The organism is Streptomyces sp. NPDC086519 (assembly GCF_040686075.1).
Lineage (GTDB): Bacteria > Actinomycetota > Actinomycetes > Streptomycetales > Streptomycetaceae > Streptomyces > Streptomyces shenzhenensis.
In genome coordinates, this window is the sequence record NZ_JBFBJL010000084.1 from 14,960 (window position 1) to 37,276 (window position 22,317).

Below are 22,317 nucleotides of genomic sequence, written 5' to 3' on the forward strand. Positions count from 1 at the left end.
GCGGTTCGCGTGAAATCACCCACCGGGTGGGCACCCGTCTCTTACCGCCGCCACGCTGGTCAGGATGAGGACGCGGCACGGCGAGACGCTCGCGATCCGGCGGGTCGCCTCGGCGCCGTCCAGCATGGGCGTGCGGACGTCCGTGAGGACCACGTCCGGTGCCGTCCGCCGGACGAGGCCGACGGCCTGGCGGCCGTCGACGGCCTCCTCGACGACGGTGATGTCCGGCACGGTGCCGAGCAGGGTCTTCGGCACCGCCGCCGCGGACTGCTTCCGCGTCGGACCGCACGTGCCCCTCGCGCCGGTGTGCGCCGCGCTGGTCGGCTGCCTCGCCCGGTCCCGCCCCCGCGCCGCCAGGACACCCCGGGGCCCGGTCCCGCCCGTCGCCCTGCCCTGGTCGTTCAGTGCACGACGCGGTAACGGTGCTCGGGACGTCCGGTGGCTCCGTAGCGCAGTTCGAGCCGGACCATGCCCTCCTTGACCAGGTAGGAGAGATACCGCTGAGCCGTGGCACGGGAAACCCCGGTGCGTTCGGCGGTCTCCGCTGCCGACAGGGCGTCGTGCGCGGTGCGCAGGGTCTGGTGCAGCAGGGCCAGCGTCGGGGCGGAGTGCCCCTTGGCGGGGACACGGGGCACGGCCGGCGGGCGGGCGGCACTGAACAGGGCGTCCACATCGGCCTGGTCGGTCTCCGGGACCGTACCCAGGGCGTCCATACGGTGCTGGAGCTCGCGGTAGGCGGTGAGCCGCTCGGCGAGATCAGGCGCGCCGAAGGGCTTGACCAGGTAGCCGACGGCGCCGAGTTTCATCGCGATCCGCACCGACGCGATGTCACGGTCGGCGGTGATCATGATGGCGTCGGGGCGGTCGCCGCCCTCGTCCCCGCTCAGCCGGCGCAGTACGTCGAGTCCGCTGCCGTCCGGCAGGAAGACGTCGAGCAGCAGCAGGTCCGGGTGGAGATCGCGTACCGCGTCCAGCGCCGCGGCCACGGTCGCCGCCTGGCCGACCACCTCGAAGCCCTTGACGCGGGACGCGTAGTCGCAGTGGACACGGCTGACCCGGAAGTCGTCGTCCACCACCAGGGTCCGGATCACCAGCGGTCACCTCCTGCGATGCCGTCACGCGCGCCGACCGGCACCGGCGGAGCCGTCGTGAACAGGGCGCCCTGCGGGGCCAGGGCAGTGTCGGGCACGGGCAACGTCACGGTGAAGACGGCACCCGGCCCCGCACTGACCGTGATCGTGCCGCCGTGCCGCTGCACCAGCCTGTGGACGAGAGCCAGTCCGAGGCCGCGCCGGGCGGTGCCCCGGTCCGGGCGGGTCGACCAGCCGTCCTCGAAGATCGACTCGGCGGTGCCCGGCGGGATGCCCGGACCGGTGTCGGCCACCTCCACCCGTACCACGTCGACGGCCTCGATCAGCGACAGCCGCACCTCGGCACCGCCCGCAGGCGCCGCCCCGGTCGCCGACGCGTCGATCGCGTTGTCCAGCAGATTGCCGACGATCGTCAGCAGCCGGCGCAGATGCGGCGGGTCCTCGCCCAGGGCGGAGTCGTCGCTGAGGACGATCCGCACCCCGCGTTCCGCGGCCACCGTGATCTTGGCGACGACCAGTCCCACGAGCAGCGGGTTGCCGATCCGTTCCCGTACCGACTCGGTCAGCGCCGGCTCGGCGCCGGCCGTCTCGACGGCGAACTCGTAGGCGGCGTCGTGATCGCCGATGTCCAGCAGCCCGGCCACCGTGTGCATCCGGTTGGTGAACTCGTGCTGCTGGGCGCGCAGCGCGTCGGTGAGCCCGCGCACCGAGTCCAGTTCGCGCAGCAGCCCGATGAGCTCGGTGCGGTCGCGCACGGTCACCACCGCGCCCAGTTCACGGCCGTGCAGGGCCACCGGCATCCGGTTGACCACCAGGCAGTGGTCGTCGGTGAGCACGCTGATGTCGCTGCCCGCGAGGGTGCCGTCCAGGGCGCGGCGCAGCCGCCCGTCCGGCAGCGCCTCCTCCAGCGTGCTGCCGAGCGCGGTGCCGAGGCCGAGCAGGTCGCGGGCCTCGTCGTTGACCACCGTGATCCTGCCGCCCGGGTCGAAGGCGACGACTCCCTCACGGATGCCGTGCAGCATCGCCTCCCGGTCCTGCAGCAACCCGGCGATCTCCTCCAGTTCCAGCCCGAACGTCGTCCGCTTGAGCCGCCTGGCCAGCAGGAACGCGGCCGCCGAACCGAGTGCGACGGCGATGGCGCTGTACAGGCCGAAGGTCGGCAGCTCGCGCCACAGCTCGCCCAGCACATAGTGCTCCGGGATGCCCGCGGACACCTCGCCGACCAGCTTGCCGGTGGGACCTTTCAGCGGAGCCTTGCCGTTGGCGGAGCGCCCGGTCGCGCCCTGGTCGGTACCGACGTGCGTCCTGCCGTCCAGCACGACGATCTGATCACCAGTCGGTTCGCCGATCAGCGCCGGGTCGGGGTGGGAGTGGCGGATGCCGCGCAGGTCGAGCACGACCACGTACGACGCGCCCGACGCCTTGCGGATCCGTTCGGCCACGGTCTGCACCACGTCACCGCCGCCCCCGTACTCCATGGCATGCCGGATCTGCGGATCGGCGGCCGTGGTCTGCGCGATGTCCAGCGCCCGCTGCTCGTAGGCGCGGTCGATCTCGCCGCGCTGCGCGAAGGCGAACAGCACGAAACCGATCAGCCCGGTCAGCGCCAGGATGACCATCTGGTTGGCCAGAATCCGCGCGGAGAGCCTCCCCTTCCCGCCACGGCCGATGATCGGGATACAGGTGGGTTTCACAGGTGTCTCTGCCCGCCGTACGACTGCCGGGCGCGGCCCCTGCGCCGTACCCGTGGTGGCGCGATTGTGCCCCCGCCCCCGGCCTTCTGCCCACCCCCGGATCGCTGAGCAGAACGAGCAGAACTCCGGCTAACACGGCTAACGCGGGATACGGATGAAACAGCGACGTAACACCCGGCGGCCTCTAGCGTCTGCCTTCCTCGACCCCGAGGTTAGGAAGGAGACGGCCTCAGATGGCTTCGCGAAACGATGCGGCGGTGAGTCCGGCCGCCGGGAAAGCCGGCCAGGACAGCGCGCGAGTCGAGATCTCCGGGCTCACCAAACGATTTCTGACTCCCGCCGGTGAGGTGTTCACGGCGCTGCAGGATGTTTCGTTCACCGTGGAGCCCGGCCAGTTCTGCGCGGTGGTGGGCCCGACCGGCTGCGGCAAGTCCACGACGCTGAGCATGGTGTCCGGGCTCGACCGGCCCAGCGAGGGCTCGGTCAGGGTCGGTGGCCGCGAGGTGGACGGCGTCACCGACGGCGTCAGCTTCATGTTCCAGGCCGACGCCCTGCTGCCCTGGAAGACCGTGCTCGGCAACGTCCTCATGGGTCCCGTCTTCCGCGGGGTGCCCAAGCAGCAGGCCCAGGTCTCGGCGCGCGACTGGCTGCGCCGGGTGGGTCTCACAGGGTTCGAGGACCGCTATCCGCACCAGCTCTCCGGCGGTATGCGCAAGCGCGTGGCGATGGCCGCCGCGCTGATCAACGAACCCCGGATCCTGATCATGGACGAGCCGTTCGGCGCCCTGGACGTGCAGACCAAGGCGATCATGTCCACCGAACTGCTCGGCCTGTGGGAGCAGATCCGGCCTTCGGTCATCTTCATCACCCACGACCTCGACGAGGCCGTGGCGCTCGCCGACCGGGTCGTCGTCATGACGTCCAGCCCCGGGTCGGTCAAGGCGGTCTTCGACATCGACCTGCCGCGCCCGCGCGGCTCGGTCCAGGAGATCCGCTTCCAGCCCCGCTTCATCGAACTTCAGCACCAGATCTGGGACTCGCTGCGCGAGGAGGTGGAGCGCGCCTACGCACGCACCGCAGGAGGTACGGCATGAGTACGACGTCCGCTGTTTCCCCCGCCCCCCTCAAGGGCGGCGCACCGCTCTCGGCCGGGGCGGCCGCCAAGCGCGCCCGTCGGCGCCGCGCCGCCCTGGTGTGGGCGGGCCGCGTCGGCCTGGCGGCCCTCGTCATCGGCGGCTGGCAGGCGTTCACCACCTGGGGGATCGTCGACCCGTTCTTCTTCGGGCAACCCTCCGGCATCGCCAGGCGGCTGGCCGACCTCTTCCAGCACGGCACCGAGTTCGGGTCCTTCTACGCCAACATCTGGACGACGATCCAGGAGGCACTCGTCGGCTTCGTCCTCGGAGCCCTCACCGGAGTGGTCTTCGGTGTCGCGCTGGGCCAGAGCCGCTTCCTCGCCGACGTCCTCGGCCCCTACATCAAGATGGTCAACGCGATCCCGCGGATCGTCCTCGGCTCGATCTTCATCGTCGCGTTCGGCATCGGCGTGCTGCCGAAGATCCTGCTCGCCGCGGTGCTGGTGTTCTTCATCGTCTTCTTCAACGCCTTCCAGGGCGTGCGCGAGGTCGACCGCAACATCCTCGCCAACGCCCGGGTGCTCGGCGCCTCGCAGCTACAGATCATCCGGCACGTCACCGTCCCCTCCGCGCTCACGTGGATCATCGCCAGCCTGCACAGCGCCTTCGGCTTCGCCATCGTCGGCGCGCTGGTCGGGGAGGTACTGGGCGCGCAGAGCGGCCTGGGCCTGGTCATCAAGACCGCGCAGAACAACTTCGACCCCAACGGCGTGTTCGCGACGATGCTCGTCATCTCGGTCATCGTGCTCGGCGCCGAGTGGGTGATCGGCAAGCTCGAACGCCGGCTGCTGTCCTGGCGCCCGCCGGCCCCGTCCGAGGCGTCGAACGCCCTCTGACCGGCCCCTCCCCTCCCCTTCCCTCCACTCCCTCGCTCTTCCCTGTTCGACCTCAGAAAAGGAATGTGGCCAGCCATGTCCAGACGACCCGCCACCGTTGCCGCGTCTCTCCTCGCCGTTCTCACCCTCGGCGCGGTCAGCGCCTGTTCCGGTAACTCCGGCAGCACCACCGCGACCACCGGCTCCGGCGGCACACCGACCGTCAAGCTCATGGTCGGCGGTATCGACAAGCAGATCTACCTGCCCTACCAGCTCGCCCAGAACCTCGGCTTCTACAAGAAGTACGGCGTCGACGTACAGCTCAGCACCGAGCAGGACGGCGGCGTCGGCGCGGAGGAGGCCATGGCCTCCGGGCAGGTGGACATGGCGGGTGCCTGGTACAACCACACGATCGAGTTCCAGGCCAAGGGCAAGGCGGTCGAGGACGTCGTCCAGCTCTCCGGCGCACCGGGCGAACGGGAGATGTGCACCAAGAAGTCGGGTGTCACCTCGGGTGCCGACTTCAAGGGCAAGACCCTGGGCGTCACCGACCTCGGCTCGGGCACCGACACACTCACCCAGTTCCTGGCCGCCAAGAAGGGCGTCAAGACCAGCCAGTTCCACCGGATCGGGGTCGGCGCGGGCTCCACCGCCATCGCCGCCCTGCAGAACGGCAAGGTCGACTGCGTGATGACGACACAGCCGACGGTCGCCGCGATCCAGAAGAAGGGCGTCGGCGCCTCCGCGATCGACCTGGCCACCACGCAGGGCGCCACGGCGGCCATGGGCGGCGCCTACCCCGCGGCCGGTGTGCTCGCCCGCACCGACTGGGTGAACTCGCACAAGGACACCGTGCAGAAGGTCGTCGACGCACTTGTCGCCACCATGCACTGGATCAACACCCACAACGCGGCCGACATCGCGAACAAACTGCCGACGTCGTTCGTCTCGAACCAGCTGGTGACCAAGAGCGACTACATCGCCGCCCTGACCGAGGACAAAGGCCAGTTCCTCCCCGACGGCATCATGCCGGCCGGCGGCCCGAAGACCTCCCTGGCCACGGAGCAACTCGTCGGCAACGTGAAGGGCTCGGTCGACCTGAGCAAGACGTTCACCAACGACTTCGCCCTCCAGGCCAACAAGACCGAGGGCTTCAAGACCACCACCGCCCCGGCAGGACCGACCGGCTGATCCCGCCGCACGGGGCCGCTCGGGTGACGACCACCCGGGCGGCCCCGTCCCACTCCGGCGACCAGGTCACGGACGAGGGCCGGGGCGGCCGACGGCATCCTGACGTCAGCGCATGTCCGTGAGGAGGGTGTTGAGTTCGGCCTCCTGCCGGGCCGGCGGCATCGGAGGGTTCGGGTGGTCGATGCCGAAGGTCTTCAGGACCTGGTCCATCTGGGCGTCGAGGAACGTCCAGCCGGTGTTGTCCAGCGGTTGCAGCGAGGCCTGGTCGGCATCCCAGAGGTCTCGCAGTGACTGGGCAGCTGTGTGGGCCCCGGTCGCGTTCCCTGACTGTGCGTCCTTGAGTGAGGTCGACGCGAGGGCCCTCAGCGCGTCGACCTTCGCGGACGGGAACTTCTTCACGGCCTGGCCAGGGGCGAGTTGCACGGTGGAGGTGGCGTCGGTCTCCGGCGCCGGGCCGACGTGCGGCTGGCTGTGTGCCCAGACCAGCAGTCCCCCGGTGGCGAGGGCGAGGAGGCCGAAGCCCGCCAGCGCGATGCGCTCCCTCTGCGGGTTGGCGGTGAGCTGCGGGGTGTGCGTGGCGTCGTAGGTCTCGGTCACGTCGGAGCGCGTCACCGTCAGGTAGATGACCGTCGCCAGGATCAGGCCGAGGAAGATCAGGCTGGTGGTGAAGGTGCCCAGCGCAAGTCCGGTCGGGTCGCCGGGGTTCTGAGCGACCTTCGGGGAGGCGAGCCAGTCGCCGATGTTGGCGCCCAGCGGGCGGGTCAGGATGTAGGCGAGCCAGAAGGACAGCACCGGGTTCGCGCCGAACTTCCGCAACAGGGTGATCGCCGCGATGAGGCCGAGCGGCAGCAGGACCGAGACTCCCGGGCTCCAGCCGGTGAGCTCCAGGGTCCAGTCGCCGGTCGCGGTGCCGAGCGCGAAGGTGACGAGAACGGTGAGCCAGTAGAACGACTCACGCGACAGCGTCGTGACCGAGTGGATCGAGAGGGTGCGCTCGCGCAGCCACCACACGCCGAAGACCACGGCGAGCAGGACCGAGAACACGGTGGTGCTGATCCACAGCGGCACGTTGAGCTGGTCGGTCAGGATGTCGGTGTACAGCGTGCCCGTGACACTGACAACGACCACGGTCAGCCAGTACGGGAACGGGACGTACCGCTTCAGCCGCAGCTGGACGCCCAGCACCACCACGAACACCGCGGTGAAGATCCATGCCGTGTTGACCAGGCCGACGCCCAGCTTCATGTTGATCCAGTCGGCGAAGCTCTCACCGACGGTCGTGCAGAGGATCTTGATCACCCAGAACCAGACGGTGACCTCGGGAACCTTGTTCAGCATCAGCCGCCCGCTGTGCTGCGTGCGGGCTTCGCTTGTCGTTGTCATGCGGCGAGGCTGGCTCGGCCAACCTGCACACAACCTGACTACGCGATCGCCTCCGGCACGGGGAAGGTCACCTCGACGCGACCTCGGCCATCCGCGACCGCGCGGACCGCCACCCCCGCGGACGCGGCGAGACGCCTCACCACGGCCAGCCCCAACCCGTGCCCGTCGCCGCTGGTCACGCCCGCTTCGAAGACCCGGTCGACCTCCGCGGGATCGAACCCCGGGCCGTCGTCGAGGACATCGGTCACGACCCCCTGGGGCTGGATGCGCGCCGTGACCCAGACGCGCGACCTCGCATGCCGCAGGCCGTTCTCCAGCAGGGGGGACAGCACAGCCACGACGAGTTCCGCTGCCACGGCGACATCGACGTCGGCGGGGACGGCGAGTTCGATGGAGCGGCCGGCGATCGCCTGTCGCGCCGCCGCCCTGAGATCGCAGCGGGTACCGCCGTCGATCCGTGTCCGGGCGGTACCGAGAATCGTCGTGATCGCCGTGTTCAGACGGTCGACCTCGGTCAGAACAGACTCCGGTGCCAGATGATGACCGGACAGCTGCGCCAACTGCGCCTCGCCCCGCAGGGCCGTCAAGGGCGTCCGCAGTTCGTGGGCGATCTCATCGGTGAGCCGGCGCTCGTCCGCGAGCGCGTTGTCCACGCGGTCGAGCAGGCGATCGAGAGTGCGCCCGAGCTCCCCGAACTCATCGCGCGGAACGCCGAGGTCGAAGCGGCGCCCGGGTTCATGATCGCCCCAGTCGTCGGCGAGAGCGGCCATGTCGTGGACCACCCGCAGCGCACGACCCACCACGAGGTGGGCGACGACGCCTGCGAGCAGGATCGAGATGCCGCCCAACATGAGCGACATCATCAGGCTTCGCTGCTCCGACGTCTCGTACGGCGTCAGATCCACCCGCACGACCGCCATGACGTGGTGGCCTTCGAGCCGGATCGGCCGGGCATACAGAAGGTGGCTGCCGACCGTGGTGGTCTGGGACTGCCCGGAGCCGACAAGTGCAGCGACGCGGTCCAGGACGCCGCCCGGCACGATCCCGTCGATGAGGTGCCCGTCGGCGTACACCCACGAGACCGTGTCCAGTGCTTCGTTGCCGCTCTCGATCAGCACGACGTGACCACCGCGTACGGCTACGTTCGCCGCCACCGCCTCCGCGCGTGTATGCGCCAGAGCGTTCGCGTCGGCGTCGGTCACCCGGCTCAGCAACACATGTGAGACCACCACCAGCACTGCGACCACCGCGGTCGCGATCAGGACCGCGAGCGCGACGACCCTTCCGCGAAAGCCCGTCACTCCCATCGATAGCCCACCCCACGGACCGTCGCCAGGCGATCGGCCACGCCCAGCGCGCCGAGTTTGGTCCGCAGCCGGCGAACGAAGGAGTCGAGGGTGTTGTCGCTGACCTGCGCGCCGTGCGGCCAGCCGGCGGCGACGAGGGCGTGGCGGCGTACGGCGTCGCCCTGCGAGGCTATGAGCCTGCCCAGCAGTCGGAACTCGGTCGGCGTCAGGCTCTCGCTTGCCGCACCGTGGATCACGACATGTTTCGCCGGATCGAGAACGACGCCGCTGGGTGGGCTTGTCGCGGTTGTCCTGCGCAGCAGGGCACGGACCCTCACCAGCAACTCCGGGATGTCGAACGGCTTCGTCAGGTAGTCGTCGGCTCCCGCCTCGAAGCCGCCCACCTTGTGATGCATGCCGTCCAGAGCGGTGAGCATCAGCACCGGGGCGTCAACGCCACGTGCCCGCAGCGCCAGGCAGACGTCGCGGCCGTCAGCGTCCGGAAGCCCCAGATCCAGGACGACCAGGTGAGGGACCGGCTCGAGTTGCCGCAGCAGGCTGTGCGCCGTGGGAGCGACCGCGACCGTATGGCCGTCGTGCTCAAGTGCACGCTTGAGGACGTCACGGACCGCAACGTCATCCTCACATACCACAATAAAAGCCACAGGCTGACCCTAGGTATTCCGGCGAGAATTCTCCATTCTCCCTGGTCAGCGCCGGGGCAGTCCGCGAGATCCGCGGCGGCTTCGACCAGTGCGGTGCACCCGTCGGCGCCCCGCCGCCGCCCCAGGCGCTGATCACCTGCGGCCCTCCCCGGACCTGGCGGCCCGGCGCCCGCGGTACACCTCGGCCATGAGGGGGACCAGCGACACGATGACGATCAGCGCCACCAGCGGCAGCAGGTACCGGTCGACATTCGGGATCGCCGAGCCGAGCGCGTACCCCGCGAGGGTGAGTCCGACGCTCCACACGAGCCCGCCGACGGCCTGCCACAGGGTGAACGTCCGTACCGGCACCTCCAGCGCGCCCGCCACCGGGTTGAGGACCGTGCGCACCACGGGCACGAAGCGGGCCAGCACGATGGCCTTGGCATACCCGTAGCGCTCCAGGAGTCTCTCGGCGCGTTTCGCTCCTTCGTGCAGTCGCGGGGAGTGACTGCGAGCCAGCAACGCTCCGCCGGCCTTCCGCCCGAGCAGATATCCGCACTGAGCCCCGGCCAGCGCGCCGGCCGCCGCCGCCACGAGCAGGGGGCCGAGAGACAGGTGCAGGCTCCCGTGCGCCGACCCGGTGCACAGCAGTCCGGCGGTGAACAGCAGGGAGTCACCCGGCAGGAAGAATCCGACCAGGAGTCCGGTCTCGGCGAACATCACCGCCGCGACACCCAGTACCCCGAAGGCCGCCAGCAGCGAGTGGGCGTCGAGCACGTTCACAGCCAACTGGGACGCCGCCGGAATCGGTGCCGTCATGGGGCAGGGTCCTTCCGGATGGATGGGTTCGGTCCACACAACTATGCGACTACAGCTGTGGATGGCGATCACGACCGCCCGCATGCCGGTCGTATCATCCCCTCAATCACCCTGACCAGGTGCTTCGGCGAGATGTTCAGGTTGCGGTCAGGTTGACCGCGCGGTGGTGAAATTCATGCACCAGAAGTCCCCAAGCGACGGCAAAAACGTCCGGGGTGGTGGGAGAGGGCCATGCCATCGTGCGGACCATGATCCCTCTCCTCGACGACCGCCCCCTCACCCCCCTGCGCACCGTGGCGAACAAGGTGCCGGAAGTGACCGCCTACTTCTGGATCATCAAGGTGCTCACCACCGGGATGGGCGAGACCGCGTCGGACCTGCTGGCCAAGCTCCTCGGCCCGGTGCCGGCGGTCGGTCTCGGCGGTCTCGCCCTGGCCGCCTCCCTCGCCGTGCAGTTCGCCGTGCGCCGGTACGTCGCCTGGGTCTACTGGACGGCCGTCGTCATGGTCAGCGTCTTCGGCACGATGGCCGCCGACGTGCTGCACGTCGGCCTCGGCGTGCCCTACACCGTGTCGACGCCGGTCTTCCTCGTCACGCTGGCCGCGGTCTTCGCCCTCTGGTACGCCGTCGAGCGCACCCTGTCCATCCACAGCATCACGACCCGCAGCCGCGAGCTCTTCTACTGGGCGGCCGTCCTCGCCACCTTCGCCCTCGGCACCGCCGCGGGCGACCTCACCGCGACCGCCGGATTCGGCTATCTCGGCTCGGTCGCCCTCTTCGCGGTGGCGATCTGCGTTCCCGCCCTCGCCCACCGTTTCGGCGCCCTGGCCGCCGTGCCCGCCTTCTGGACGGCGTACGTCATCACCCGCCCCCTCGGCGCATCCCTCGCCGACTGGATGGCGCTCGGGCACTCCCGTGGCGGCCTCGGGTTCGGCCTCGGCCCGGTCACCCTCGCCTGGACGGTCGCCATCGCCTGCTTCGTCGGCTACCTGGCGGTCTCCCGCAAGGACACGTCCTACGACAAGTAGGAGGCGGGCGGGTAGCCTGTAGGCGACGACGGCGAGGGAAGGCGGACGGTGAGGTGGCGCGCCAAGGAGACGAGGAGGCCCACGAGGCATCCGGCAGGCGGGCGCGCGGCGAACTGGAGAGCGATGTGCTCGCCGCGCTCTGGGCGGCCAACGGGCCGCTGACCGCGCGGGAGGTCCGGGAACGGCTTTCGGGCGACCTCGCCTACACGACCGTACTGACCATCCTCTCCCGGCTGCACGACAAGGGCATGCTGGTACGGCACCGCGAGGGGCGTGGCTATGCCTACGAACCGGCCCGCGACGAGGCGTCGCACACCGCCCAGCGCATGCACTCCCTGCTGAAGGGCGGCTCCGACCGTCAGGCGGTACTGGCCCGCTTCGTCTCCGAACTGTCCGAACAGGACGAGCACCTGCTGCAACAGCTTCTGTCCGGGCACGACGACATACTCCCCGAGAGCCGGCGCTCCCCCGGGGAGCGGTGAGCCGATGCTGATCAGCGTCTACATCCCGTTCCTCGTCACGGCGGCACTCGCCGTGCTCGCGCCCCCCGTGGCGCACCGGCTGCCCCCGCGCCCAGCGGCCCTGGCCCTGGCCTGCGCCGCGCTCGTGACCGCGGCAGGCTGGGCGGGATCACTCGCCCTGCTGGCCTTCACCGGGGTGGCGCAGATCCCGCAGATCGCCGAGGAGGGCCGCTGGTCCGTTTCGGCCCTGCGCTCCCAGGACCCCGTCTATGCCGTGGTCGCGGCCGTCAGCACCCTGGTGCTTGCGGGGTGCGTCGTCTCCTTCGGCGTGGCCGCCGTCCGGCAGGGCCGCCATCTGCTCCGGGCTCGGCGGGAGTGCGCCGAGCTGCCCGGGCACACGGAGCTGGCGGTACTCGATGACGACGTCCCGCTGGCCTTCGCGCTGCCTGGGGCACCGGGCCGGATCGTCGTCTCCCGGGGGATGCTGCGCCGCCTCGGCAACGCCGAGCGCGAGGCGCTGCTCGCTCACGAGAGGGCGCATCTGCGCGGGCGTCACCACGTCTTCCAGAGCGTGTGGCGGCTCACGGCCGCGCTGAACCCGTTGCTGCGGCCGGTGGCCGTCGCGGGCAACTTCGTCCTGGAGCGCTGGGCCGACGAGGACGCCGCCGAGCGGGTCGGTGACCGTACGGTCGTCGCTCACGCCGTCGGCCGCGCCGCCCTGGCTTCCGCCGGCGCGTCCCGTCCCACCGCGCTGGCCGCGACCGGCGGAGTGGTGCCCCAGCGGGTACGGGCCCTGCTGGCCCCGCCGCCCGCCCGCCGGAACCTGCCTCTGCTGGCGGGCGGTCTGCTGCTGGTGGTCTGCTGCGCGAGCCTGGCCAACGCCGCCTCGGACAGCGACCGGATGCTGGACAGCGCGCAGTGGGCACTGTGCACGGCACATGCCGACACCACCACCGCCACGACCGCCGCCGCGCCGACCGCGCACGCCGGCGCCCCCGGGCACGGACCGGACCGCTGCTGTGCCGGTCCCGATCGTCCGGAGCACGGACAGCGGCACTTCTGACCTGCCCGGCGCCACTGCTCACCCTGTCGCACAGCACCCGAGGGGCGGCTCCGGCTCGCCTGACGCCGCACTCGCCTTCGCCCTGGTCACCATGGGGGCGCCCGGGGTACGGCCGTCGTAGTGGTGCCCGGCTACCGGCTACCGGCTTCCGACCGGCCGCCCCCGGTGCCGGGACTCCTGGTCCTGGTCGTTCCGACTTGCCGCACGGTGTTGTGACGCTGCGCTGTCGGAGGGGCAGTCACAGTGGATCCCCGGTCGAAGCGGCTTGCCGGGCCGGCTGTGGGGTGGCGATGGGCTCGGTCGTCAGCAACGGGCGCAACACCCCCTGGCTCAGAGAGCCGACCAGCGGGGCGGCCCAGCGGCGCAGTGCCGAGCTGACGAGGAAGGCGACGGGGAGGGCGAGGGCAGCGGAGCCGAGGACGTCGTGGGGGTAGTGGGCGCCGACGTAGACCCGGCTGAAGCCCTCCAGTACGGCGAACACGGCGGCGACGGCGCTCAGCCGGCGATCGAGCAGGAAGAGCGCTGCCACGGTCGCGGCGGCGACGGTGGCGTGCCCGCTGGGGAAGGCGTAGTCCGATGGTGCCGGGCAGGTGTCGACGAGGTAGGCGTGGGGCATCGACCGGCAGGGCCGCACCTCCGCGACGAGCTTCTTGACGACCTCGGTGGCGGCGAAGGCGATCAGGACGGCGACCGGCGAGGCCAGTGCGACGGTCATCGCCCGCGGGCCACGGCGCCGTGCGGTCCACCAGCCCGCGATCATGAGGATCGCGAAGACCCCGAGACCGAGATTGGTCCACACCTCCATGGGTGTGTTGAGCCACTTGGTGTCACGGGCGAAGTCGGTGACCGAGGTGAACAACGAGCCGTCGATACCGGATCCGTCGAAGGCCAGTTGCGCGGTGGCGGCCGCGGCCATAGGGAGACGTCCTTCCGTCCTTGTGAGCGGGTCGAGTGCTCATGGGATGAGTGAGCGGCAATGAGGTCCGGGCTGTGTCACCGGCCGCCTCGCACGCGCGAGGTGGCCTTTGGATGACATGGTGACGACGTCAAAGTGGCCGCCCGCCAAATCTACTACATCTTGTAGATTCCAGGATTCGGGCCGGTCACCACCACGTAGTGCGGTCACGATCGGACTTTGCCCGGCGGTGACCGCGGAGACCGTCCTCGGCCCGGTGCCGACCGAGCTCCTCCACGGACCGCGCGGTCGGGCCCAGCGCGCGGTGGGACTCGACCTGCACCGCCTGGCTCCCGGACCGGTGACCGCCATCGCCGCCAGGACCGGGCCGCGGCCCACGCCGGCGGCACAGCCCGCGGTGAGGCGCTTCCCCGGCCGACGACGGATCGCCCTGACGGCCGTCACCATGGCGGCCACGGCCTGTCTGGACGTTGCCGCCCCGCTGGCCCACGCCTACAACGAGACGCCCGCCCGCTTCACCGCCGTCGCCCGTTACCTGGATGGAGACGGACGATGGCCCCGGCCCGTCTCGCCCGCGCCACGGCGCTCGCCTCGGGACCTTCCCACCACACACTGGCGAGTCGGGCAGCGCCGGACCGCCATGAGACGGCTCAAGGCCCGCCACGGACGCGGGTCGGCGCCGGTGTACTGGTCGTCGGTGTGGGTGAGGGTGAGGTGTTGCCACCGGTTGTGCCGCCGAGGAGGCCGCCGCCGGTGCCGGCGGTGGTCCCGGCGGTGTCGGTCGGACTCGGACTGACACAGCGCTTCCCGTGCCCGCGGCACTTGGTGGTGGGGGTCGGGGTGGTCGGCGCGGTCGGGGTGGCCGGGGGTGTGCTCGGGGCCGCGGTGGCGGAGGGGGTGGGCGAGGGCGCGCCGTATTCGTCCGTGCCCTGGCCCAGTTGCGGTGCGGGCGGGAACTGCTGAACGGGTAGCCCCCGAAGGGCCGCTGTCATGTAGCCGGTCCATATCTCGGTGGGCATGTCGGCGCCGAAGACCTTGGCGTAGCCGCCGACACCCTGCATCGACTGGAGGCCGGCGTTCTTCGGGTCCTCCTTGAACATGCTCACGGCCGTGGTCAGCTGCGGGGTGTAGCCGATGAACCAGGCGGACTTGTAGTCGTCGGTCGTACCCGTCTTGCCGGCCACCGGGCGCCCCAGGGCCCGGGCGTTGGTACCGGTGCCGTGTTCGACGACGCCTCGCAGGACGTCGGTGACGGTGTCGGCGGTCGAGGCGGGCATGGCCGTGGTGCCCTTGGGCTTGTCGAAGCCGGGCAGCTGCCGGCCGTCGGCGACCACCTTGGTGACCGAGTACGGATCGTGCTGGATCCCGCCGTCGTCGAAGGTGGCGTACGCGTCCGCCATCCGGATCGCCGACGGGGTGGAGGTACCGATGTAGAAGCCCGGGGTGTCGTACTGCAGGCTTGCGCGCAGGAGCCCCGCTTTCAGGGCCTCGCCCTCCACGTTGTCGTAGCCGACGTACTCGCCGAGCTGGACGTAGGGGGTGTTGACCGACTGCTCCATCGCCTTGCGCAGGGTGATGTAACCCCACTTCGTGGACACGTCGTTGCGCTGGTGCAGGAGCCCTGTGGGGTCCTTCGGGTCCGGTAGTTCCTGGCCTTGCTGGTTCTTGATGGTGATGCCGTCGTCGCCGTCGAACTTGGAGGCCGGGGTGATCGGTGAGGCCGGCTGTCCGGGGGAGAGGACGGCGCCGTGGTCGAGAGCGGCGGCCAGGTCGAGGGGTTTGAAGGTGGAGCCGACCGGCACACCGGTCGCGTCCGCGTTGTCCGTCCAGTGCCCCTTGTTCCAGCCGGGCCCTCCGTACAGCGCGACGATCGCGCCGGTGGACGGATCGATCGACGCCGCGCCGACCTGGACGTCCTTGTCGGCCGAGCGGTGCTGCGGGTCGAGGTGCTTCCGCTCCATCGCCGCGACGGACGTCGACAGGGCGCTGACCTTCTTCTTCTCGAAGGTGGTGTAGATCTGGTAACCGCCGTGGCCCAGTTGCTGGTCCGTGAGGGACGTGTGGGCCTCGATGTATTTCTCCGCGGCCTGCACCAGGTAACCGGTCTGCCCGGCCATCCCCGCCGACGGCGTGTACGGCTTGGGCGTGGGGAACCCGGCGGCCAGGTACTGCTGTTCCTGGGCGTCGGTGATCTTGTGGATCCTGGCCATGCGGTCCAGTACGTATGTCCAGCGCGCCTTGGCCTGAGCCTTGGCCTTCGGATCGGTGTCGGCGTGCATCAGCAGGCTCGGCTCGTTGACCGCGGCGGCGATGAAGGCCCCCTGGCTGACGGTCAGCTGGGAAGCGTGCACGTGGTAGTAGGTACGGGCCGCGGCCTCGATGCCGTAGGCGTCCCGGCCGTAGTAACAGGTGTTGAGATAGCCCTGGAGGATCTGCTGCTTGGGCATCTGCCCGCCGATCTTCAGGGAGATCATGATCTCCCTGAGCTTGCGGGTGACCGACTGGTCCTGGCTGAGGTAGGTGTTCTTCACGAACTGCTGGGTGATGGTGGACCCGGACTGCACCTCACCGCCCATGGCCATGTGGTAGACGGCGCGGAGCATGCCCTGCATGTCGACACCCGGATCGGAGTAGAAGGTGGCGTTCTCCGCGGCGAGGAAGTCCCATTGCACCAGCTTCGGCACCTGGGCGAGGTCGACGTTCTGCCGGTTGGTCGACCCCTGCGTGGTCATCACCGAGCCGTCCGACCAGTAGAAGGTGTTGCTCTGCGCCTGGGTACTGGGGTTCGCGCTGGGAATGGTCGTCGTGGCGTAGGCATAGCCGAACAAGCCCAGCAGGCCGCCGACGAACAGCAGGAAGGTGCCCGACACCAGCTTCCACGACGGTAGCCACCGCCGGAGACCATGTCGGCCGGCCCGCGGGTAGTCGATCAGGCCCCGCCGACGGGACCGTGTGACGTCCGCACGTCGCGTGCCCGCGGTTGCGGTTCGGCGGGCACGCCTGTCCCGGGACTGCGCAGCCCTGCGCGCCGCGGCCCGGCCACCGTGGTGCACACCGTCAGAGCCGGACGGTATGGTCCTCCCCGACGATCGGCGACGGTGTTCGCTCATTCTCGCCACTCCTCAGCCAAGGGCCCGGCTCCGTCGGCGCCGAGAAGCCACCCACGGAGTGTCCCTCGGGGACTGTCGGGGCGCGCTTACACCCCAGCGACTCCTACATGTTGTAAGACTACGGTGCGCCCGCCCTGCGCATGCAGCCGCCCCTGGCCAGGCGCAACAGGGCAGCGGGTCGCCTGTGCGGGAGAGGACGGGACGCAGCGGGCAAAACCTGCCGGACGAAGGCCGCGGTTGACGTGGCCTCGAAGACTCCGCCCCGCTCACGGTATCTGCCGGCAGTCCCTCGACCCGCACCGCCGGCGGCGGCGACGACCGAACGGCACCTCGGCCGCTCCCCGGAGACGACCGCCCTGCCGCGTCGGTAACTGTCCCACACCCCCGGCCCGCCTCCCGGCCAGGCGGTCCCCCTCGGGCTCCACCACGCCGCCCGGCCTTGATCCCGCCGACGCCGACGCCGTCCAGCAGGACGCGCAGACCCGCACGAAAGGCCCCGTCGCATGTCCCCTTCGGCACAGTGCATCGACGTCCATCAGCATGTGGTGCCCGACTTCTACCGAGCGGAACTCGCCAAGGCCGGCATCGTCGACGCCGGCGGCCGGGCCCTGCCCGACTGGAGCCCCGAGTCGGCACTGCGGCTGATGGACCTCCTCGGCACCACCACCTCGATCCTGTCCGTCTCCACGCCCGGCGCCGGCTTCCTCACCGACCCCGGCGAGGCCGCCGGCCTAGCCCGACGCCTCAACGAACACTCCGCGGCCCTGACCGCCGACCACCCGGGCCGTTTCGGCTTCTTCGCCACCCTGCCCACGCCGGACGCCGACGCCACCGCCGCCGAGGCCGCGCGGGCACTGGACGACCTGCGCGCCGACGGCGTCACCCTGCTCGGCTGCCACCGCCCACGCTGCGTGCCCGGGTCGGCGAAGCTGAACTCCTACCAAGCGATCGCCGCCACGACCTGCTCGGCCACCACGATCCGCAGTCGCCGCGACGAATGGATTGCGCTGCCATCGACGCCTTCTTCGACCTCGCCGACACCATCACCACCGTCCGTAGCCTGATTCGACGGGCATGGACCACCCACCGCTGGGACGATCACCCGATCCGCCGCCGATGAGATCACGCCTGTCTGGGGGCCTCTCGTCGGCGTTGGCAGCGAGCCGTCGTCGGTGGTCGGTAGGCCGGGCTGCGGGCCATGGGGGTCGAGTGCGCCCGCCGGCTGCTGTCACTGGGTGTTGTCTTCGGTCATGGTCTGGGTGCCGATGACGTTGAGGAGCCGGAGCCGAAAGGCGGCGTCGCTGCCAGGAGCGGCGGTATAGGCGACGATGCGCAGATCGCTGCCAGGAGCTATGAGCACGTCACAGTCGAAGGTGGCTGCGCCGACATCGGGGTGATGGACGGTCTTGGTGTCCGACTCATGGACGCCCACGATGCCTGTGTCCCACAGGCGCGCGAAGTCGGTGCTGACACCCCGCAGGTCTTTGATCAGGGAGCGCAGGTCGGCATCGGCGGGGTAGCGGGCGGTCGCCGCCCTGAGATCGGCGACCACGGCCGCCTCGAACCGGGCCTCCTGCTCGGGGGTGTGGCTGACCCGGCTGGGCAGACCGGCGAAGTGCCGCCAGACGATGTTGCGCTCGCGTCCGCGCAGCGCGGACGCGTCTCCGAAGAGGGCGGCCCACAACGGGTTCCACAGAATCAGGTTCCAGGCGGCGTCATGCACGCTCAGCGGTGAGCCGTCCAGCTGGTCGAGCAGCCTTCGGACCCCCGGTGGAAAGTGGGCCGACAGTTGCCCGGGGCCCGGCGCCGGCTGGCCCGCGAGGAGGTACAGGTATTCGCGCTCGGCTGCCGACAGCCGCAGGGCGCGGGCCAGCGCGGACAGGACCTGCGCCGACGGGGAAGTGGCCCGGCCCTGTTCCAGGCGGGTGATGTAGTCCACCGACAGGCCGGCGAGCTGGGCCAGTTCCTCGCGGCGCAGTCCGACGGCCCGACGTACTCCACCCGCGGGCAGTCCGACCGTGGCAGGGGCGATCCGGTCCCGCCAGCCGTGCAGGGCTCTGCCCAGTTCCCTGGATTCGCTCACTGTGCCAGTATCGCGCCGCCGCGCCCGGACAGCCTGGTACTGCTGGTCCACTGGCTGAGGCGGGCACTGCCTGTTCGTCTGCGGTGCGCCGACGGTGGAGACATCACCGACCCACCGATCACCGGAGTGAGCACATGACCACCACATTGATCACTGGAGCGAACAAGGGCCTCGGTTTCGAGGCGGCTCGTCGTCTGATCGAGGCCGGGCACACCGTCTATGTCGGGGCACGCGATGCCCACCGCGGTCGAACGGCGGCCGAGACGCTCGGCGCCCGCTTCGTTCAACTCGACGTCACCGACGAGGATTCCGTGAAGTCCGCAGCCGAATTCCTCCGCGCGGACGCAGGCCGTCTCGACGTCCTGGTCAACAACGCCGGGATCGTGGGCGCGCGCAAGCCGGTCGGCGAGGTCACCGGGGCCGACATGCTGACCACGTACGACACGAACGTCTTCGGCGTCGTGCGGGTCACGCACGCCTTCCTGCCGCTGTTGGAAGCAAGCGACGCCCCGGTCGTCGTCAACGTCAGCAGCGGTCTGGGCTCGCTGGCTGCGTGCGCCGACCCGAGCCGGGTGGAGTTCCAGGTGACAGTGCTGGACTACAACTCGTCCAAGACCGCGCTGGTCATGGTCACCTCGCAGTACGCCAAGGCGTTCCCCACCGTCCGGTTCAACGCCGTCGACCCCGGCTACACCGCCACCGACCTCAACGGCCACCAGGGCACCCAGACCATCGAAGAGGGCGCGGAGATCATCGTCCGCATGGCCTCGATCGGCGCCGACGGCCCGACCGGCGGCTTCTTCGACAAGACCGGCCCGGTCGTCTGGTAGCGGTCCGGTCACTGATGCGTGGGCGATGGCAGTACAGCACAGATGTCCCCGGTGATCACAGAGCGTTGCAACTCCAGGATCACCAAGATCTGTGCCGGCTTCGCTGTCGGGGGCGCCCCGCGCCTATCTACGCGACCTCCAAGACAGGTCGCCCAGGTCCACGGCCCAGCACCGCAAGCCCGGTGACCAGGCCGACGCCGCACAGGAAACCGTCGGACACCGGGCGGCCACAGCCGTGGGTCGGCTGCGGCCGCTCATCGCCGACATGGTCTCCCCAGAGCAGGTGGCCGCCGGGCGCGAGCGTGCGGTGGAACTCGGCGAACGCATCCGGCAGCCACTGCGGGGGCGTGTGCGGGGTGGAGTACCGGGCGAGGATGCCGCCGAGTTCGTCGTCCCTCCTCTCCAGCGCGGTCATCGTGCCCTCGGCGAACCGCAGGTTCGGACAGGCGTGCCGGGCCGGCCCGACCGTCTTCGACGACAGATCGGCGCCGAAGACGGCCACCCCCGGCCCGGCCAGGTGTGCCGCCACGCGTCCGGGGCCGCACCTCAGGTCCGCGACCGGCCCCAGACCGGCCGAGGTTCACAGCACCGCCGCCACCTCGACGACCAGCGCACCGATCGTCGCCCCCGTCGCGCGAGCAGGCCCGGACCGGCCGCCGGAGCGTCGGCAAGAGTTCACCGCCTGTCCGCTCACTGACCGGCCCCAAGGCCAACCGGGACGGCCAAACTCCCCGCCGAGCCGATCACCGGCTGCCGCCCGCGCCCGCCGTGAGCCGCACCGCTACCCCCCACCGGCCGCTGACCAGTTGTGTGCCCGGGCCGTCCGGGCCGCTCGACCGTGAGGGAGAATCCCATGAGCTCGTGGCGCCACGCCGTGTCCACCACCGCCGCCCTTAGCCTGATCACGCTCGCCGTGTCCACCGGGGCGGCCTCCGCCGGCCCGCACGCCGCAGACGCCGGCGCCCACGCCGACGACACGCCGTTCACCTTCGCGGTGATCGGCGACATGCCCTACGGCGACGCCGAGATCGCCGACTTCCCGCACGTCGTCAGCCAGATCAACGCCGACCCGGACATCACCTTCGTCTCCCACCTCGGGGACATCAAGAACGGCTCGACGGTGTGCAGCGACGCGTACTTCCACATGATCAAGTCGGACTTCGACCAGTTCAAGGACCCGCTGGTGTACACGGTGGGCGACAACGAGTGGACCGACTGCCACCGGCCCAACAACGGCTCGTACAACCCGCTGGAACGCCTCGCCCAGGTCCGCCAGGTCTTCTTCCCCCGCCCCGGCTGGACCCTGGGCCAGAACAGCGTGCGGGTGATCTCGCAGGCCGGCGAGGGCGTCCCGGAGGACGTCCGGTACACCCGTGCCGGCGTCGCGTTCGCCGCGGTCGACGTGGTGGGCAGCAACAACAGCATGGCGCCGTGGACCGGCAACACCCAGCCCACCCCCGAGCAGGCCGCCGAGGTACTGGCCCGTACGGCATCGGTGATCGAGTCCGTCCACGACACCTTCGCCTCGGCGCGCAGCCATCACAACCGGGCCGTCACCCTGATGATGCAGGCCGACATGTTCGACCCCACCGTCAGCGATCCCTCCTACGCCGACTACTACGCCTTCCAGCCGATCGTCGCCGCCATCGCCCGCGAGTCGGCCGCCTTCGACGGACCGGTCTACCTCTTCAACGGCGACAGCCACCTCTACAACAGCGACCAGCCGCTGGCCGCCGGCTCCTCGTGGCTGTCGTTCTACCACCTGACCACCGCCGTGCCGAACCTGCACCGCATCACCGTCGACGGCTCCAGCAACGCCAAGGACTACCTGAAGGTCACTGTCAAGCCGCACAGCCCCCAGGTCCTCGACTGGACCCGGGTGCCCCTGGCCGGCTCCGGCGCCTGACACGCGCGGGCGTCGGCGGCCGGTCCCTGGTCAACGGCCGGCCGCCGACGCCGTGCTCCCGTCCCGTCCGGGACCGTCTCGGCTTGTTGTTCGGCGGTCCGTTGGCCGAACGCCTCCTGTTGCCGCCGCGAGGCGGCGAGCAGGTCGCCGCCGGGGCGGCGAGTCCGGACGTCGTACGGCGGATGCAAGACCGCCGCGGGTGTTGAGGTCGACGGTCTCGAACGGGCCGATGACACTCCACCGGCGCCCGAGACCGCCGCGGACGACTTCGTCGATCTCGTCGACGGTCGCGATCCCGTCCCGGAGCAGGCAGTAGGCCTCACGCAGTACCGCGCCCTGGAGACGGTTGAACACGAACCCTTCCGGTTCATGGCAGACCGTGATCGGGCGCAGTCCCGCGCCGGTGTAGACGGCACGGGCGCGCTCGACGGCCCACGTGGCCGTGCTGGGTGAGGGGACGAGCTCGATCACCGGGATGAGGTACGGCGGGTTGCCGGGGTGGCCGACCAGGATCCGCTCCCCCAGCCCTTCGGGCAGGTCCGCCGCGACGAGACCGGGGCGTATCGCCGAGCTGGAGCCGGCGAACACCGCCTGGTCGGGCGCGCTTCGGGCCGCGCGCCGGATCAGGTATCGCGGCCGAGTTCCCCGGTGGCCTGCCGGCCTATGAGAAGTACATGACGGGCAATCAGTCGCTGCGTCGCCTGGGGCGTCCGATCGATGTCGCCTACGGGGTCCTCTACCTGGCTTCGGACGAGTCGAGCTGGGTGACGGGCGTGAACCTGCCCGTGCTCGAAGAACCGCAGCTCACCGCCCGGCCGCAGCACCCGCCGCACCTCCGCGAGCGACCGCCGCACATCC

At 70.5% G+C, this 22,317-nt stretch carries 19 protein-coding genes and 5 pseudogenes; 11 read left to right on the top strand and 13 right to left on the bottom strand.

Annotation, left to right across the window (positions count from 1 at the left end):
• Positions 1 to 15: 15 nt before the first annotated feature.
• The 3 genes from AB0P24_RS42745 to AB0P24_RS42755 form a co-directional block, all read right to left on the bottom strand.
• Entirely contained in the window at positions 16 to 255 is a 240-nt protein-coding gene (locus AB0P24_RS42745) for a response regulator transcription factor (RefSeq protein WP_365803956.1), read from the bottom strand.
• 146 nt (positions 256 to 401) lie between these two features.
• Positions 402 to 1,091 (bottom strand): response regulator, encoded by a 690-nt coding sequence (locus AB0P24_RS42750; RefSeq protein ID WP_365803958.1) that lies wholly within the window; start codon positions 1,089 to 1,091, stop codon positions 402 to 404.
• Positions 1,088 to 2,785 (bottom strand): sensor histidine kinase, encoded by a 1,698-nt coding sequence (locus tag AB0P24_RS42755; protein ID WP_365803960.1) that lies wholly within the window; start codon positions 2,783 to 2,785, stop codon positions 1,088 to 1,090. Before AB0P24_RS42755 ends, AB0P24_RS42750 begins: the two co-directional genes overlap by 4 nt.
• A 233-nt stretch (positions 2,786 to 3,018) precedes the next feature.
• Between AB0P24_RS42755 and AB0P24_RS42760 the strand changes: the two genes are divergently transcribed.
• From AB0P24_RS42760 to AB0P24_RS42770, 3 genes are all read left to right on the top strand, one after another.
• Positions 3,019 to 3,879, top strand: coding sequence for an ABC transporter ATP-binding protein (locus AB0P24_RS42760; protein WP_365803962.1), 861 nt, complete (start codon positions 3,019 to 3,021; stop codon positions 3,877 to 3,879).
• Positions 3,876 to 4,757, top strand: coding sequence for an ABC transporter permease (locus tag AB0P24_RS42765; protein WP_365803964.1), 882 nt, complete (start codon positions 3,876 to 3,878; stop codon positions 4,755 to 4,757). The genes AB0P24_RS42760 and AB0P24_RS42765 overlap by 4 nt, the downstream gene beginning before the upstream one ends.
• Positions 4,758 to 4,832: 75 nt before the next feature.
• A complete protein-coding gene (locus AB0P24_RS42770; protein ID WP_365803966.1) occupies positions 4,833 to 5,927 on the top strand; it encodes an ABC transporter substrate-binding protein in 1,095 nt (364 codons plus the stop codon).
• A gap of 105 nt (positions 5,928 to 6,032) precedes the next feature.
• On the opposite strand, the gene AB0P24_RS42775 is transcribed toward AB0P24_RS42770, so the two are convergent.
• The 4 genes from AB0P24_RS42775 to AB0P24_RS42790 form a co-directional block, all read right to left on the bottom strand.
• Complete coding sequence (locus AB0P24_RS42775) at positions 6,033 to 7,310, bottom strand: hypothetical protein (RefSeq protein WP_365803968.1); 1,278 nt, start codon at positions 7,308 to 7,310, stop codon at positions 6,033 to 6,035.
• A gap of 38 nt (positions 7,311 to 7,348) precedes the next feature.
• The gene (locus AB0P24_RS42780) at positions 7,349 to 8,617 is read right to left on the bottom strand and encodes a HAMP domain-containing sensor histidine kinase (RefSeq protein ID WP_365803970.1); all 1,269 of its coding nucleotides are present in this window, start codon (positions 8,615 to 8,617) and stop codon (positions 7,349 to 7,351) included.
• Entirely contained in the window at positions 8,608 to 9,261 is a 654-nt protein-coding gene (locus tag AB0P24_RS42785; protein ID WP_365803972.1) for a response regulator transcription factor, read from the bottom strand. Before AB0P24_RS42785 ends, AB0P24_RS42780 begins: the two co-directional genes overlap by 10 nt.
• A gap of 132 nt (positions 9,262 to 9,393) precedes the next feature.
• The gene (locus AB0P24_RS42790; protein WP_365803974.1) at positions 9,394 to 10,062 is read right to left on the bottom strand and encodes a DedA family protein; all 669 of its coding nucleotides are present in this window, start codon (positions 10,060 to 10,062) and stop codon (positions 9,394 to 9,396) included.
• A 248-nt stretch (positions 10,063 to 10,310) separates the two neighbouring features.
• Between AB0P24_RS42790 and AB0P24_RS42795 the strand changes: the two genes are divergently transcribed.
• Genes AB0P24_RS42795 through AB0P24_RS42805 form a run of 3 tightly spaced genes read left to right on the top strand, consistent with a single transcriptional unit; the run spans position 10,311 to position 12,614 of the window.
• Complete coding sequence (locus AB0P24_RS42795) at positions 10,311 to 11,090, top strand: hypothetical protein (RefSeq protein WP_365803976.1); 780 nt, start codon at positions 10,311 to 10,313, stop codon at positions 11,088 to 11,090.
• Positions 11,091 to 11,143: 53 nt separating this feature from the next.
• Complete coding sequence (locus tag AB0P24_RS42800) at positions 11,144 to 11,572, top strand: BlaI/MecI/CopY family transcriptional regulator (protein ID WP_365803978.1); 429 nt, start codon at positions 11,144 to 11,146, stop codon at positions 11,570 to 11,572.
• A gap of 4 nt (positions 11,573 to 11,576) precedes the next feature.
• Positions 11,577 to 12,614: a M56 family metallopeptidase gene (locus AB0P24_RS42805; RefSeq protein WP_365803980.1), complete on the top strand. Its 1,038-nt coding sequence runs from the start codon at positions 11,577 to 11,579 to the stop codon at positions 12,612 to 12,614.
• A 238-nt stretch (positions 12,615 to 12,852) separates the two neighbouring features.
• Here the strand turns inward: AB0P24_RS42805 and AB0P24_RS42810 are convergent, their stop codons facing one another.
• A complete protein-coding gene (locus tag AB0P24_RS42810; RefSeq protein WP_365803982.1) occupies positions 12,853 to 13,530 on the bottom strand; it encodes a phosphatase PAP2 family protein in 678 nt (225 codons plus the stop codon).
• A 650-nt stretch (positions 13,531 to 14,180) separates the two neighbouring features.
• Positions 14,181 to 16,400 (bottom strand): transglycosylase domain-containing protein, encoded by a 2,220-nt coding sequence (locus AB0P24_RS42815; RefSeq protein ID WP_365803984.1) that lies wholly within the window; start codon positions 16,398 to 16,400, stop codon positions 14,181 to 14,183.
• A gap of 743 nt (positions 16,401 to 17,143) precedes the next feature.
• Between AB0P24_RS42815 and AB0P24_RS42820 the strand changes: the two are divergent.
• Together AB0P24_RS42820 and AB0P24_RS42825 are read left to right on the top strand one after the other, a co-directional pair.
• Positions 17,144 to 17,518 (top strand): annotated as a pseudogene (locus AB0P24_RS42820) (amidohydrolase family protein); the annotation flags it as partial.
• A gap of 113 nt (positions 17,519 to 17,631) precedes the next feature.
• Positions 17,632 to 17,760: pseudogene (locus AB0P24_RS42825) on the top strand (IS5/IS1182 family transposase); the annotation flags it as partial.
• 108 nt (positions 17,761 to 17,868) lie between these two features.
• On the opposite strand, the gene AB0P24_RS42830 reads toward AB0P24_RS42825, so the two are convergent.
• Positions 17,869 to 18,723: a helix-turn-helix transcriptional regulator gene (locus AB0P24_RS42830; protein WP_365803986.1), complete on the bottom strand. Its 855-nt coding sequence runs from the start codon at positions 18,721 to 18,723 to the stop codon at positions 17,869 to 17,871.
• Between the two features lie 134 nt (positions 18,724 to 18,857).
• Between AB0P24_RS42830 and AB0P24_RS42835 the strand changes: the two genes are divergently transcribed.
• Positions 18,858 to 19,553 carry an SDR family oxidoreductase gene (locus AB0P24_RS42835; RefSeq protein ID WP_365803988.1) on the top strand — a complete coding sequence of 232 codons (696 nt, stop codon included), beginning with the start codon at positions 18,858 to 18,860 and terminating at the stop codon, positions 19,551 to 19,553.
• 214 nt (positions 19,554 to 19,767) lie between these two features.
• Here the strand turns inward: AB0P24_RS42835 and AB0P24_RS42840 are convergent.
• Positions 19,768 to 20,130 (bottom strand): annotated as a pseudogene (locus AB0P24_RS42840) (class I SAM-dependent methyltransferase); the annotation flags it as partial.
• A 276-nt stretch (positions 20,131 to 20,406) separates the two neighbouring features.
• Here AB0P24_RS42840 and AB0P24_RS42845 point away from each other — a divergent pair.
• The gene (locus AB0P24_RS42845; RefSeq protein WP_365803990.1) at positions 20,407 to 21,459 is read left to right on the top strand and encodes a metallophosphoesterase; all 1,053 of its coding nucleotides are present in this window, start codon (positions 20,407 to 20,409) and stop codon (positions 21,457 to 21,459) included.
• Positions 21,460 to 21,489: 30 nt separating this feature from the next.
• Here the strand turns inward: AB0P24_RS42845 and AB0P24_RS42850 are convergent, their stop codons facing one another.
• Entirely contained in the window at positions 21,490 to 22,086 is a 597-nt protein-coding gene (locus AB0P24_RS42850) for a 3-hydroxyacyl-CoA dehydrogenase family protein (RefSeq protein ID WP_365803991.1), read from the bottom strand.
• 47 nt (positions 22,087 to 22,133) lie between these two features.
• Between AB0P24_RS42850 and AB0P24_RS42855 the strand changes: the two are divergent.
• Positions 22,134 to 22,187 (top strand): annotated as a pseudogene (locus AB0P24_RS42855) (hypothetical protein); the annotation flags it as partial.
• A 51-nt stretch (positions 22,188 to 22,238) separates the two neighbouring features.
• On the opposite strand, the pseudogene AB0P24_RS42860 reads toward AB0P24_RS42855, so the two are convergent.
• Positions 22,239 to 22,317: pseudogene (locus tag AB0P24_RS42860) on the bottom strand (SAM-dependent methyltransferase); the annotation flags it as partial.